12 protein-coding genes are annotated in these 14,154 nt (G+C 70.5%); 8 read left to right on the forward strand and 4 right to left on the reverse strand.

Annotated features, from left to right (window positions below; translation table 11 throughout):
* Positions 1-159: 159 nt before the first annotated feature.
* The 7 genes from ACJTNH_RS02010 to ACJTNH_RS02040 all read left to right on the forward strand — a co-directional run bounded on the left by ACJTNH_RS02010 (position 160) and on the right by ACJTNH_RS02040 (position 7,526).
* Complete coding sequence (locus tag ACJTNH_RS02010; protein WP_458172708.1) at positions 160-1,053, forward strand: ATP-grasp fold amidoligase family protein; 894 nt, start codon at positions 160-162, stop codon at positions 1,051-1,053.
* A gap of 221 nt (positions 1,054-1,274) precedes the next feature.
* Positions 1,275-2,339 (forward strand): acyltransferase family protein, encoded by a 1,065-nt coding sequence (locus ACJTNH_RS02015; RefSeq protein WP_458172583.1) that lies wholly within the window; start codon positions 1,275-1,277, stop codon positions 2,337-2,339.
* A gap of 72 nt (positions 2,340-2,411) precedes the next feature.
* Positions 2,412-3,254: a sugar phosphate nucleotidyltransferase gene (locus ACJTNH_RS02020; protein ID WP_458172584.1), complete on the forward strand. Its 843-nt coding sequence runs from the start codon at positions 2,412-2,414 to the stop codon at positions 3,252-3,254.
* A gap of 215 nt (positions 3,255-3,469) precedes the next feature.
* The gene (locus ACJTNH_RS02025) at positions 3,470-4,495 is read left to right on the forward strand and encodes an NAD-dependent epimerase/dehydratase family protein (RefSeq protein WP_458172586.1); all 1,026 of its coding nucleotides are present in this window, start codon (positions 3,470-3,472) and stop codon (positions 4,493-4,495) included.
* 17 nt (positions 4,496-4,512) lie between these two features.
* Positions 4,513-5,061 carry a dTDP-4-dehydrorhamnose 3,5-epimerase family protein gene (locus tag ACJTNH_RS02030; protein WP_458172587.1) on the forward strand — a complete coding sequence of 183 codons (549 nt, stop codon included), beginning with the start codon at positions 4,513-4,515 and terminating at the stop codon, positions 5,059-5,061.
* Positions 5,058-6,389, forward strand: a complete 1,332-nt coding sequence (locus ACJTNH_RS02035) for an NAD(P)H-dependent oxidoreductase (protein WP_458172588.1) — start codon at positions 5,058-5,060, stop codon at positions 6,387-6,389. The genes ACJTNH_RS02030 and ACJTNH_RS02035 overlap by 4 nt, the downstream gene beginning before the upstream one ends.
* A gap of 264 nt (positions 6,390-6,653) precedes the next feature.
* Positions 6,654-7,526: a hypothetical protein gene (locus ACJTNH_RS02040; protein ID WP_458172589.1), complete on the forward strand. Its 873-nt coding sequence runs from the start codon at positions 6,654-6,656 to the stop codon at positions 7,524-7,526.
* 45 nt (positions 7,527-7,571) lie between these two features.
* Here the strand turns inward: ACJTNH_RS02040 and ACJTNH_RS02045 are convergent, their stop codons facing one another.
* The 3 genes from ACJTNH_RS02045 to ACJTNH_RS02055 all read right to left on the reverse strand — a co-directional run bounded on the left by ACJTNH_RS02045 (position 7,572) and on the right by ACJTNH_RS02055 (position 10,776).
* Positions 7,572-8,516 carry a glycosyltransferase gene (locus tag ACJTNH_RS02045; protein WP_458172590.1) on the reverse strand — a complete coding sequence of 315 codons (945 nt, stop codon included), beginning with the start codon at positions 8,514-8,516 and terminating at the stop codon, positions 7,572-7,574.
* The gene (locus ACJTNH_RS02050; protein ID WP_458172591.1) at positions 8,513-9,466 is read right to left on the reverse strand and encodes a glycosyltransferase family 2 protein; all 954 of its coding nucleotides are present in this window, start codon (positions 9,464-9,466) and stop codon (positions 8,513-8,515) included. The genes ACJTNH_RS02045 and ACJTNH_RS02050 overlap by 4 nt, the downstream gene beginning before the upstream one ends.
* 110 nt (positions 9,467-9,576) lie before the next feature.
* On the reverse strand, positions 9,577-10,776 hold the full coding sequence (locus tag ACJTNH_RS02055; RefSeq protein WP_458172592.1) for a hypothetical protein: 1,200 nt from the start codon (positions 10,774-10,776) through the stop codon (positions 9,577-9,579).
* Positions 10,777-11,212: 436 nt separating this feature from the next.
* On the opposite strand from ACJTNH_RS02055, the gene ACJTNH_RS02060 reads away from it, so the two are divergent.
* Positions 11,213-12,217 (forward strand): glycosyltransferase family 2 protein, encoded by a 1,005-nt coding sequence (locus ACJTNH_RS02060; protein WP_458172593.1) that lies wholly within the window; start codon positions 11,213-11,215, stop codon positions 12,215-12,217.
* Between the two features lie 26 nt (positions 12,218-12,243).
* Here ACJTNH_RS02060 and ACJTNH_RS02065 read toward each other — a convergent pair whose 3' ends face one another.
* Positions 12,244-13,968, reverse strand: a complete 1,725-nt coding sequence (locus ACJTNH_RS02065; protein WP_458172594.1) for an SGNH/GDSL hydrolase family protein — start codon at positions 13,966-13,968, stop codon at positions 12,244-12,246.
* Between the last annotated feature and the right edge of the window lie 186 nt (positions 13,969-14,154).

The following is a 14,154-nucleotide window of genomic DNA, read 5'->3' on the forward strand; positions in this document are numbered from 1 at the left end:
GCGCCGTCCCATGCCGCCGTGCACGCGTCCGCAGGGCGCCGTGAGAGACCCCGCCACCCGCTGCCCCGAGCCGAGGACGCGGTGCGACGCGGCACATGACCAGTCCGACCGCCGCGTGGACCACGTTCCACGCGGTCCACTGACACTCCTCGATTGGCGATGATGTTCCCCCAGCTACGCCCCCAGATCACCCGGCTCGTCCCCGTGTCGCTCAGGCGACGGGTCTGGTACCGCCGGCGGTTCCATCGCGCGCTGCGACTGTCCGACCCGCAGACCTTCAACGAGAAGGTCAACTGGCGCATCATCAAGGACCGTCGCCCCCTGCTCGAGGGTACGTGCGACAAGTTGACGATGAAGGAGCGCGCCGAGGCGGCCGGGTCCTTCGGGTTGCGGGTGCCACGCACCTACTGGGTCGGCACCGATGTGACCGAACTGGCGGACGTCGAGCTGCCGGATCGGTGGGTGCTGAAGCCGAACCACTCGACCGCGCGGGTCCACCTGGGGCACGGGAGGCCGGACCTGGCCGACCTGGTCGAGCGCACCCGGGGCTGGACGGAGCAGCAGCACTGGCGCGTCACGGGGGAATGGGCGTACCGCAGCGCACGGCCGTGCCTGCTGGTCGAGGAGTTCATCGGCGAGCCGGGGAAGGTGCCCGACGACTACAAGGTGCTCGTCTTCGACGGCGTACCGCGCCTCGTCGAGGTGCACACCGGCAGGTTCAGCGCTCACCGGGCCTTCCCGTACACCCCGGACTGGGAGCCACTGGTCGCGGGGGACACCGCCGTGCCGCGTCCCGAGCGGCTGGCCGACATGCTGGCGAGTGCCGAGGCCCTGTCCGCCGGCTTCGACATGATGCGCGTCGACTTCTACGAGGTGGACGGCGAGCTGTGGTTCGGTGAGCTCAGCCCCTATGCCGGGTCGGGCCTGCTGTCGAGGATCGGGGAGTACGACGGCCTCCTCGGCAGTTGGTGGCGGCTCCCTGAGCTGCCGAGTCGGTTCGAGCGAGCCCGCGCGGGACTCGCCGGAGCGGTGGCGCGTCGAACCCGCAGGTGACTCACACGGTGAGACCCGATGCGCTTCGTAGTCGGCAGGCCGCTCCAGGTGCTCAGAGGAACGCGGAGTCCCGCCGCGCCCAGCGAGCGCGCTGATCCGGCGGGAACCTCTACCACTGGAGCGGTGGGCGAAGAGTCGCGCCCGAGGAAGGGGGTTTCATGGCCGGGGACGTCAGGCCCGACGCCCGACCGGGCGCAGATCGTCCGGTCGGTGCCGACCCGATGACCGAGAAGCGCAGTCGGGGGCGTGACCAGTCCGTCCAGACGCTCCGCGGCCTGGCCGTCCTGATGTTGGTGGGCAGCCATGTCTACGGGCTGGACGCCGGCACGGGGATGGCGGTGTCGGGCAACACCGTCGGCCGCTACCTGACGGACTCCCTGGAGTACATCCGGATGCCGCTGTTCACGGTCATCTCCGGTTACGTCTACGCGATGCGGCCGGTACCCGGCTGGCCGGCTGTGCCCTCCTTCCTACGAGCCAAGAGCCGACGGCTGCTGCTGCCGCTGTTGCCCCTGGTCCTGATCGTCGGTCTCCTCCAGGCAGCCGGCGGCGCGTCGACGAACGCCAGTCCCTCGTTGACCGACATCGCCCGCGGTTATCTCTACGGGTACTCGCACCTGTGGTTCCTCGAGGCGCTGTTCCTCGTCATGATCGTCATCGCCGTCCTCGACGCGACACATCGGCTGGACACGCTGCGCAGCTGGGGCATCACCCTCGTTGCCGGCGTCGGCCTCTACGTCGTCATCGAGGTGCCGTCCGACTTCGACGTCTTCAGGCTGAGCGGAGCACTCCTGCTCTTCCCGTTCTTCGTCCTCGGGTACGGACTGGCCCGGCACCGGGAGGCGCTCTCCTCTCGACCGCTCACCATCGGCCTGCTGGCCCTCTTCGTGCTGGGCCTCGCCGTCCAACAGGTGATGCTGGCGCACGGCGTCGAGACGTCGCCGCTCACGATCCCGCTACGGGCGTTGGCCGTGGTCGTCGGCATGGCCGGCACCGCCACCCTCTTCCAGGCGCGGAAGCTGCTGCAGAACCGGCCGATGGCCTGGATCGGCGCCTATGCCTTCACCATCTACCTCCTGCACACGATCGCAGCTGCCGGCACGAGGGTCGCGTTGGATGGGGTCGGCATCGACAGCCGGGCCGTCGTCTTCTCCGCAGGGATGACGGCGGGGATCCTGCTGCCGATCCTCTTCGAGCGGTTGTTCGGCCGGTACAACCCGATCCGCGTCGTACTGCTCGGTGAGAAGCCACTACGGCGCGGACCGCGAGCCGACGCCACCCGATGAGTGCACGAACGGGTGATTGCCGGTTTCATCACGACTGATCGCCCGGGAAAGAGACGTAAGGTCCCCACCGACATGCGCTCGGTCGATCAGGAGGACCTCATGGACACCCGCGACGTCGCACCGGCGGACATCCCGGTCGTCATCCTCTGCGGAGGAATGGGCACCCGCCTGCGAGAGGCCAGTGAGCAGTTGCCCAAGGGCCTGGTCGACATCGGTGGTCGACCGGTGCTGTGGCACATCATGAAGACCTACGCCCACCACGGCTTCCGGCGGTTCGTGCTGTGCCTCGGCTACAAGGGCGACATGATCAAGGACTACTTCGTCGACCATCGGGTGCGGATGAACGACTTCACGCTGCGCATGCGCGGGGACCACGAGCTGGACTTCCACACCAATGTCGCCGACGAGGACTGGGAGATCACGTTCGCGGAGACCGGTCTGACCACGGCCACCGGTGCCCGGGTCGCGCGGGTCGCGAAGTACCTGGACGCCCCGGTCTTCGCGCTCACCTACGGCGACGGCATCGGGGCGATCGACCTGCCCAGCGCGCTGAAGACGCACGTCGCCTCAGGGAAGCTCGCCACCCTGACCGGCGTCCACCCCAGCGGCCGCTACGGCGAGATGGTGATCGAGGGTGACGACGTCGTGCAGTTCAACGAGAAGCAGTCCCAGACGGGGTTCGTCAACGGTGGCTTCTTCTTCTTCGAGCGTGAGTTCGTCGACCGGTACCTGGACGCCGAGGCCACCGACGAGATGCTCGAGCACACGCCGCTGCAGCGGTTGGCTCGTGACGGGCAGCTCGGCGTCTACCGGCACGAGGGTTTCTGGATGGGCATGGACACCTTCCGCGACTGGAAGGAGCTCAACGGCCTGTGGGACGACGGCCAAGCAGAGTGGAAGGTCTGGCAGGACTGAGCCCCCTCCGGGTGCGGTGAGCCGTCCGGTCGCTGTGGGCTGCCGGTCGTGAGCACTGCGTCGGCGCGAAGGGGGCCGTGAGCACCGTGCACGCCGGCGGTGAGCGGGCCATGGTCCCTGGCGGCCGTCAGTCACCTGACCCGTGTGCGGAGCGTGATCGCGATAGCGTCGCGATCCCATTGGTGAAGATGATGGAAGACGAGCGGGGACGAAGCGTGCGAGTACTGGTCACCGGAACCGAGGGCTACCTGGGGTGCCTGGCTGCGCAGGAGCTGCTGCGAGCCGGACACGAGGTCGTCGGTGTGGACACCGGCTATTACAAGAACGGCTGGCTGTACCCAGGGCTGGACAGGGTCCCGGAGACGCTCGCGCTGGACATCCGGAGGCTGGAGCCGGTCCATCTGGAGGGCGTCGACGCCGTGGTCCACATGGCCGAGCTGTCCAACGACCCCATCGGCGACCTGATCGGCGACGTCACCTACGACATCAACCACCGGGGGTCGGTGCACCTGGCCCAGCTGGCCAAGGCCGCCGGGGTGCCCCGTTTCGTGTACATGTCGTCGTGCAGCGTCTACGGGGTGGCCGACGGGGTGGTCGACGAGTCCAGCCCGGTCGATCCGCAGACCGCCTACGCCCGCTGCAAGGCGCTCGTCGAGGGCGACGTGGGCGACATGGCGTCCGACGACTTCTCGCCGACCTTCCTGCGAAACGCCACGGCCTTCGGCGCGAGCCCGCGGATGCGCTTCGACATCGTGCTGAACAACCTCTCCGGCCTGGCCTGGACCACCGGCAAGATCGCGATGACCAGCGACGGGTCGCCGTGGCGCCCGCTGGTGCACGCACTCGACATCGCCAAGGCGGTCCGCATGACCGTGGAGGCTCCGCGTGAGCGGGTGCACAGTGCGGTCTTCAACGTCGGCAGCGACACGAACAACTACCGGGTCCGCGACATCGCCGAGATCGTCGCGGCCGAGTTCCCCGGGTGCGAGCTCACCTTCGGCGACCCGAGTGCCGACAACCGCAGCTACCGCGTCGCCTTCGACAAGATCGCAGAGGTGCTGCCCGGCTACGGGACCGACTGGGACGCTGCAGCCGGAGCCGCGCAGCTGCACCGCGTCTTCCGGTCGATCGACATGGACGAGGCGACGTTCACCGGCCGGGGGCACACCCGGCTCAAGCAGATCGAACACCTGATGCGGACCGCCCAGGTCGATCCCGAGCTCTACTGGAGCGCCACGTGAGGTTCACCCGGCTAGGCGTGGACGGTGTCCACCTGGTGGAGATGGAACGGCGTCAGGACGAACGCGGGTGGTTCGCGCGTGGATTCGCCGAGGAGGAGTTCGCCGCGCACGGCCTGACGACCGCTGTGGCGCACTGCAACGTCTCGTTCAACCACAGAGCCGGGACCGTACGCGGCCTCCACCTGTCACTGCCTGGTCACCCGGAGGCGAAGTTCATCCGCTGCACTCGCGGCGCGATCGTGGACGTCGCCGTCGACGTGCGACCCGACTCGCCGACCTACCTCCAGCGCGTGCAGGTCGAGCTGACGGCCGACAACGGTGCAGCGCTGTACCTCCCACCGCACCTGGCCCACGCCTATCAGACGCTGACCGACGACACGGAGGTGCTCTACATGGTCAGCGTCCCCTATGCGCCCGGTGCAGAGGTGGGGTACCGCTACGACGACCCGGCCTTCGCCATCGACTGGCCGGCGGCCGTCTCCCTCGTGTCGGAGAAGGACAGGTCCTGGGCAGCCTTCGACGACGAGGCCAATCGCGCGTTGTTCGCGGGGGGCCGGCCGGCATGATCGCCATCGACACGCTGCTCGCGCAGCGCCAGACCGATGCCCACCCGGTGGGGCTCGGACTGGTGGGTGCGGGGTTCATGGCCAGGGGCCTGATCAACCAGGTGGTGAACAGCACGCCGGGCATGCAGTTGGTCGTCGTCTCCAACCGGACGCCGGGCAAGGCCCACGATGCCGTCGTCGAAGCAGGGGGACGGCCGGTCGCCGCCGACTCCGGTGCCGCGGTCGATCGAGTGGCTGCGGCCGGGCAGGTCGCCGTCACCGACGACATCGCCGTGCTGTTGTCCAGTGACCGGGTGGACGTGGTCGTCGACGCCACCGGGTCGGTGCCGTTCGGTGCAGAGCTGGCCCTCGCCTGCATCGCCGCGGGCAAGCATCTGGTGCTGCTCAACGCCGAGGTCGATGCCACCCTGGGGCCCTTGCTGGTGACCAAGGCCGATGCTGCAGGCGTGGTCTACACGGGCGCCGACGGCGATCAGCCTGGTGTGCAGATGAACCTGATCCGCTTCGTCCGCCAACTGGGGCTCACGCCTCGGGTCGCCGGCAACATCAAGGGCCTGCAGGACCCGTACCGGAACCCCACGACGCAGGAGGGGTTCGCCAAGCGATGGGGGCAGGACCCGTGGATGGTCACCAGCTTCGCTGACGGCACGAAGGTCAGTGTCGAGCAGGCGCTGGTCGCCAATGCCGCCGGCCTGACGGTCCCCAAGCGCGGTCTCTACGCCATGGACTACACCGGGCACGTCGACGAGCTGACCGGCGTCTACGACGTGGAGGACCTGCGCGCACTCGGCGGGGTGGTCGACTACGTGGTGGGTGCGAAGCCCGGTCCGGGTGTCTACGTCCTCGCCGAGCACGACGACCCGAGACAGCGGCACTACCTCGAGCTCTACAAGCTCGGCACCGGACCGCTGTACAGCTTCTACACGCCTTACCACCTCTGTCACTTCGAGGTCCCCATCACGGTGGCGCGGGCCGCACTCCTGGGCGACGCGGCCATCCGGCCGATGGGTGCCCCGCAGGTCGATGTGGTGACCGTGGCCAAGGTCGACCTGCCCGCCGGCACCCTGCTCGACCGTCCAGGTGGCTACCACTACTACGGCGAGGCGGAACGGGCCGACACCACGCACCGCGACCGGCTGCTGCCGGTGGGGCTGGCCGAGGGGGCCGTGCTGCTGCACGACGTCCCCAAGGACCAGGTGATCGGCTACGCCGACGTGCGGCTGCCGGCCGACCGGTTGGCCGACCGCCTGCGCGCGGAGCAGGACGAGATGTTCTTCGGATCGGCGGCCGCGGCCACCGGACAGCCGGCCGCGATCCCGTTGCAGTGAGTGGTGCCGGGCTGCCGACCGGCACCGACGTGCAGGTCCTCGCCGTCGGAGCCGGGCCCACGCGGCGGACGGGCACGTAAGGTGGCAAGCGACTCGTCCCGCGCCAGCGTCGGCTGCGGTGCCCTGACGGCTTCGTCGCGGGGGTCAGTTCCATGCCCACATCCGGAAGGCGGCAAGCCCGTGCGTGGCACGATCGAGCGTCCCGAGACCTCGTCTCCCCCACCAGGGGGACGAGGTGGCCTGCTGGGTTCCCGGTACCGCCGCGTGCTGTTCTCGGCGCTGACCCTCCTCGTCCTCGCGGCCGTCGTGCTGGTGACCGTGCTGGTGTCCCGGGACGGCGAGGGGGTCGCACCCGGGCCGTCAGGCGATGACGGTCAGGATCCGCAGGTCCCGGAGAGCGCACGGCTGACCTGGGCGCCGCCGACGCTGGATGCCCCTCTCACGGTGAACGTGACGGCCGAGGACACCAGCCTGCGCCTGCAGGACGACCGCGACTACAGGATCGTCCTCCCGGAGGACGGGCTCAAAGCAGACGGCGGGCTGGTGATCAAGGGCGGTCACGACGTCGTCCTGATCGGTGGACGGATCGAGGCCGAGGAGCGTGCGCTCTACCTGATCGATCAGACCGGCACCGTGCACATCGAGGGACTGTCGATCGGCGGTGACGGGCTCTTGGAAGGGATCAACCTCGACCAGCGCAAGGGAGCCACCGTGCAGCTGGAGAACATCCACGTCGACATGGTCACCGGGGAAGAGGACGCCAACCACGCCGACCTCATCCAGACATGGGCCGGACCCTCGACGCTGAGGATCGACGGGTTCACCGGCAACACTGGATACCAGGGCTTCTTCCTCCTGCCCTTCCAGTTCGGGGACGTGCAGATCGAGGAATGGGACTTCCGTCGCGTGACGCTGACCGGCACGGACGACGCTGCCTACCTGATGTGGACCGAGGACGAGGCGCCGTGGCTCAGCGTCCAGGACGTCACGGTCGTGCCGGCCACCGACAAGGACCGTGACCAGCTCCTCGAGGGCGACCTGGACGACGTCGCCGTCGGTGCGTCGAGCACGACGGCGGATGCGCCCGCCGGGGAGCCGGGAGTCGACTACGAGTCCCCCGGCTACGCGGGGGACTGACCTCCGGCCGGGAGCGGACCGACCGACTCGGTCGGCCGGCTCCCCTCACCTGGGCAACAGGCGGAACGGCGGGGGTGCAGGCAGTCGTATGACACCGCCGGAGGCTGCCTCCGCCAGGCTCTCGTGGTCGACGTCCTCGACCTGACGGGCCACCGCCAGCCCCCGGCGGGACAGCTCGGCCGCGATCTGCTGTTGATGGTCGTCGATGTGCTCCCCGTACTGCGCCCGGCGCGGGACCAGGAGCGGCATCCGGCCGTGCTCCAGTGCGGTGAGGGCGGCACCGGTCCCGGCATGGGAGACCACCACGTCGGACTCAGCGATCGCTGCCGCGAGTTCGTGGTGCTGAACCCGGTCCTGCCCGCGGATGGGGAGACCGCTGACGTCCGTGGCCCCGGTCTGCCAGGTGACCTGGCACCCGTCCAGCAGTGGCACGAGACGTTCGACCAGGCGTCGGAAACCGTAGGACTCGGCTGTGCCGAGGCTGACCACCGCTGACCGGATCGGCGAGCGGGTGACCGGGGTGCCGCTCTGATAGGCGTCGAAGACCGAGCCGCTGTAGTGCCACTGGTCCGAGGCCCATGACGGGTACTGGGTGTAGGTGGTGACCCGGGGCACCCGGGCCATGATCCGCCCGGTGAGGGAGGGGCCGGTGGCGCGGGCCGCGGTCTCGACGTAGTGGCTGGGCACCCCGCGCAGTGCGGTCTGTACGAGGTAGGAGACCGCCGGGCTGGCACCGGTGCTGACCGCAGTGGAGAAGCGTCTCCGGTGGAGCAGGCCGGCCCCGTGGAGGGCGTTGAGCAGGATGTTCCGGGCGTCACGCGGTACCGCGTGACGAGCGAACACGACGTCCTCTCCGGCCAGCAGGCTTCGGCTCAGGCCGCCGTCGAAGGTGACCCACAGCCGCGGTTCACCGTCGAGCCCCAGTCGGGGGACCAGTTCGTGCAGTTGCTTGAGGTGGCCTCCGCCGGAGGACGCGAGCAGGACCGTCATCGGCCCGCAGGAGCCCTGTCGGGGCCCGGAGCGGCTGCCGGGGCGGCGGCGACCCGTCCGGTCCGGCGGGCCCACGGCCATCTCGATCGCGGCGTCCGGTCGGGGTGCAGACCGTGGCGGGCGAAGAACTTCAGGGCCGAGCGCAGGTGGACGCGCGCCATCTGGTTGTTCAGCAGCGCCCGGGGGCCCTTCCCACGGCTGGCGCGGCCGTAGGTGTGGTGGGCCTGCGCCGTCGGCACGACCGCCACCTCCCAGCCGGCCTGCCACATCCGGAGGCACCAGTCGACGTCCTCGAAGTACATCCAGTACCGCGTGTCCGCGGTCCCGACGGTCGCGAACGCAGCCCTGCGGACGAGCACGGCAGCGCCAAGCACCCAGTCGGTACGGATCGGCTGCCCCCCTGGACGGTCGATCTCCTGCTCGACCAGCCGGGACGGGGCGGAGAAGCGGCCGAGCGCCCGACGCCCCCACGGGGTACGTCCCAGTCTCGTTCGCCGGTAGGCGATCGTGGTCGGCCGGTAGAAGCGGAAGGCGGAGTCCTGCAGGGTGCCGTCGTCGTACCGCAGCACCGGTGAGACCAGACCCAGCCTGTCGTCCTCTTCGAGGGCGTTGACCAGGGCGTCGATCATCCCGGGGCTGATCCGGACGTCGGCGTTCAGGATCAGCACGTACGGGGCCTGGGTGACCTCGAGGCCGGCGTTCACGGAGACCGCGTAACCGACGTCGTCGGTGAAGCCGATGAAGGTGGCGTCCGGCAGGATCTCGGCGACCACCGCCTCGGTGCCTGCCTGGACCTCCGAGTCCGCGACGACGACCTCGGTCGCGGACAGGTCGGCCACGTCGCGGATGGACTCGAGTGACGCGCGCAGCGCGGGCACCGACTTGTAGTGGGTGACGATGACCGCCACCACCGCCGCGTCCGGCGTGCCGGACGTTCCCCGCTCGTTCATCAGGTCCTCGCTCCGTCGACGGTGTTGCGATGCAACTTACGTCGAGGCCGGTCCCTGAGTGAAGTCGGACGGTCGCCCGATCAGGTGCATCTGGCGCGCCGGTGCGCCGGTCAGCTGGCGTATCCGGGGGTCGTGTACCCGAGCCCGGGCTTCCCGAGCAGCGGGCTGGGCGTCGCGCTGCTGCCGTTCGCCACGTCCTGCCACGAGCCGACGCGGGAGCGGAGGACGTACTTCGGGAAGGCCTTGCCGGGGTTGCGCACGACGGTCACGTTCTGCGTGGTGATCGGGAAGTCCCCCGACTGCCACATCAGGTACGCACTGGTCCGTCCGACGTCGCGCAGGACGATGTTGCGGAAGTCGAAGTGCTTGGGTGTGTCGTCGTGGAACTTGGTCGGGTCCAGGAAGAAGCCCTGGTAGGTGGTCGAGCCGTCCAGCCGGTCGATGCGCAGCACCTCGGGGCCTCCCCAGGTCTGCAGCACGTCGGCGTGGTTGCCCGAGTAGGAGCCGCGCACGGTGCCCACAGCGATGTTCTGCAGCTGGACGGTGGCGCCCTTCCGCTGGTCGAGGTTGATCCCCTCGGTCGCCCGGTCCCCGGAGAGCCGCAGGCCCTCCACGTGGATCGTGCCCGTCTGGTTCTTCAGGTACAGCCCCCGTGCCGTGCCGTTGCGCAGCGATGCCTGGATCTCCCCGCCGATCAGGACGACGTCGTTCCCGCCGCTGATCGTCAGACCGTTCGCCGCGCGCAGGCTCGCGTCCGGCATGTCGATCACGTAGTCACGGTCGTCGCGCAGCTGCAGGTTGTTGTTCTTGTCGGAGACGTGCACGGTTATCGGCGCGTCGAGCCGGGGAGGCGCCCAGGTGAGCCGGCCGCGAGGGGTGGCGGCGCTCGTCGAGCCGGCGGGGGAGCGGTTCGAGCGGTCGCGCGGCTGGACGGCGGAGGCGTCGGCCTGGGCGCTCAGGCCACTGGCGGCCTCCTGCGCGTCCTGGACCGACTCGTCCCCGGTCGACCTGTCACCGGTCGACTGGTTGCGGGCCGACTGGTCCGGGTTCGGCCCGTTGCCGTCCGACTCGACATGGGTGAGCTCGTCCTCGGCCGTCTGTGCTTCCGCTGCCTGCTCCTGCGCCGCCTGCTGAGCCGGTACCTGGCCCGAGGGCGCCTGCCCGCCCGACGCTAGGGCGTCGAGCGCATCGTCCTGCGTGGTCTCGTCGTCAGTCCCGGCCGTCCCGGTGGTCTCTCCGTCCGGGGCAGTGGACCCGTCGGCGGCGGTGGGGTCCTCGAGGGGAGTCGTCGCGGTCGGGGGAGCTCCCACGGACGGGTCGTCGCCCGCCGTCCCGGCCTCGGCGGACGCCGTGGCGTCGGATCCCCCCGGCACCCGGAGGGTTCTCCCGTCGGGCGCACTGCCGGCGGCAGGGGCGGCCCCCGTGGCACTGGCGGTCTGGCTGGGGGCCTCAGGCGCGGTGACCGTGGTGGTGACGGCCGCCGCCAGGCTGCTCAGCACGACGGCGGTGGCCGCCAGGCGGAGGCGTCGGGTCAGGCGGAGAGCTCGGGCATGGTCGTCGCGGTGGCGGCTCATGTGTGTTCATCCGATGCTGGAAGCGGGCAGCGCCGTTGACCCGACAGAAGCGGGTTGTAACGAAGAGGTCTCGGAAAGTGAAGCCCACGAATGGGTGAACGCGCAAGAGCGGTGAGTCACATGCGTCGGGCGGCACCGCGTGACCAGCAGAGACGTCTGTCAGACTCCCGTCGTGCCTGAGACCCGAGTGACGGGTGGGGTGGAGCCGGTTCCGGAGATCTCCGTCGTCCTGCCCACGTTCAACCGTCGCGCAGCAGTCGTGGCGTCCGTGCGCGCACTGCTGCGCGATGACCTGCCCGGCAGCGAGATCGTCGTGGTCGACGACGGCAGCTCGGACGGGACGTGGGCGGCGCTGCAGGAGCTGGCCGCCACCGACCCCCGAGTCGTGGCGCTGCGTCAGGAGAACGCGGGCAAGCGGGCTGCGAACGCCGCTGCGGTCCGGCGCGCTCGTGGCCGGGTGCTGCTCTTCCTGGACGACGACGTGCTGCCGGGGCCCGGGCTGCTCACCGGCCACCTGCAGGCACACGCAGGACGGACCGACCTCGTGGTCGTGGGCTACATGCCGACCGTCGTCCCACGCCCCACCACGGGTGCCGCGTTCGCCACCCTGCTGTACGCGCAGGAGTACGAGGGGAGGTGCGGTCACTACGAGGCCGACCCCGCCGACGTCCTGCAGCACCTCTGGATGGGCAACGTCTCCATGACGCGCCAGGCATACGAGCGTGCGGGCCTGGCATCCCTGGACTCGTTCCGCTTCCGTCACGAGGACCGGGACATCGGGCTCGCCTGCGCCCGGGCCGGCCTGGTGGGCACCTTCGACCGCGGGTTGGCTGCCACACACCAGCACTCGCGAACGGTCGACCAGTTCGTCCGCGACTGCGTGCAGCAGGGCGCGGGACGCATGGCCCTGGCGCAGTCGTACACCTCGGTGACCGACGCCGACGTCGACGGTCTGACCGTCGGGCTGCCGCGGCCGCTCGCGGTCGTCGTCCGGGCCACGCGTCACGAGTGGGTGCGGCGGCCCGTGTCCGGGGCGCTCACCGCTGTCCTGCGGGGCGCCACCCGGCTGGCCGACGTACGGCCCGCGGTCGCGGCCGCGCGCATCCTGCGTCGGGTCGAGCACCAGCACGGCATGCTGCAGCAGTCCCGGCGGCCTGCGGGGGACAGCGGCGGCTGACCCGCCCGGTCGCGGCGCCGGGCAGGTCAGGCGGCGGTCCGCCAGACGAGGTCGTCACAGCGGAAACCGGACGCCCAGGAGCCCACGGACAGGCCCGCATGGCCCGCGGCGGTGACGGTGGTGTCCTGCACCGAGACGACGAGCTCACCGTTGCGGTACAGGCTGATCGTCGGGCCGACGGCGGAGATCTCGACGGTGTCCCCGGGGGTGACAGCGACCGGCTGTGCCAGCCGGGTGGCCACGCCGTTGGCGTCGGTCCTCTCCAGGACGGCGGACGTGGGGCCGAGGCTGGCCCGGTAGCTGGCACTGGTCCACGTCGCGGCCCGGCGGATGGTCAGGGAGATCCCGCCGCTACCACCGGCGTTCGGCGGGTCCAGCACGCGAACAGACAGCGACTGGTCGGCCGTGGGCATGCGCAGCGCGGCGAACTGACCCGCCCGGGTGCCACCACGGACCAGCTCGCCGGAGGACACGGCCAGCGCGGCGGCCGTGGAGGACGTGAGGAGCGGCCGTGGCGTCCCGCCCAGGACCGCATCGGTGACCCGTCCGACGCAGGTGAGGGCGTCACCGTGTGCGAACGCGTCGGAACTGAAGAGCGTGAGGGTCGCAGGCGGTGGGGGGTCCTCCTCGGGCGGTGCGGCAAGGCCGGCCAGTGGGGCGTGGACCAGCTCGGACAGCAAGCGGTGCCCCGCGTTCGTGCCGTGTACGCCGTCCGACCCGATCAGCGACTCGGGATCGGACCCGGGGACGCCGCGGAGGGCGAAGTCGTCGGAGAGGTCGAGGAACACCACGGTGGCGGGGTCGGCGTCGGCGATGCCCTTCAGCGCGGCACCGTAGGCCGACCACGGGATCCGGGGTGCGGTGACGTCCATCCGCTGCCAGCTGTGCACGAGCATGACGACGACTCCGGGTGAGGCGGCCCGCAGTGCGGCCACGATCGCGGTCACGTCGGCGGTGTAGGTGGAGATCGGCCGGGCAGCCGCGTAGTCGTTGCTCCCGACCATCACCACCGCGCCCTGGACCGCGAGGGACCGCAGGCGCGACGGGAGCGTCGTCGACGAACGGAAGCTGGCGGCCGTGGCGCCCTTCTTCCCGCCCTGCCAGACCTGGACCCCGGTGGTCTCGTCGCCGTTGTGGGCGTAGCAGCCGTCGATCGTCACCGCCGTGGTCAGCGCCGTGATCCGGAGGCTCTTGCTGCCCACCGGCTGGGACGGTGTGCGGAAGACCCCGGTGTACGCGACCGCGGTGCCGTCGGTTCGCGGTGTGATGGTGTGCGTTGCGCCACCGAGCCGCACGGTGAAGGGCCCGCAGCCGGGCCCCTCGGCATAGGTCACCGTCACCGCCGTGCAGTTCGCGACGCTGGTCGAGCGGGTCATCACGGCCCCGGGCTCCAGTCGCCGGCACTTCAGTGCCAGACCGGCGGTGCCCGCGGACGTCGTCCCGGTGTACTTCCACCCGCCGTCGACGTCCAGGTAGATGCCGCCATCGGTCCGACCCCGGTCGGCCTGGAGCTGTCTGGCGAGCAGGTCGACGTACCGCGCGCTCTTCGTGGTCGAGCCGGTGCCCGCAGTGGTGCTGCTGCCCAGTGCCACGAGGCGGACGGTGTCCGGCGACGCCAGCGCCGCGCGAAGCCGCTCCAGCGCACTCCCAGCGGCCGAGGCACGTCCCGCGAGGGGGCCGACCTCGCCGACGCCGAGAAGCGCCGCAGTGACCAGTCCGGACACGCCGAAGAAGGCCCGTCGAGTCAGCACGCCTCATGGATACAGGCCCTCGGGGAGCGGGCGACAGAGGCGCCGCGTCAGCTGTGATGCAGATCCAGGCTGCACGCAGCGATCCTCCGCACGCCGTCGCGGACAGCGACCCCTTCACCCGGACGGGTGACATGTTCGATCTCGTGGGGCGCGAGAAGCACCGGGCAGCCGCTCTTCCGGTGGACC

The sequence above is a fragment of the Modestobacter lacusdianchii genome (assembly GCF_054177765.1).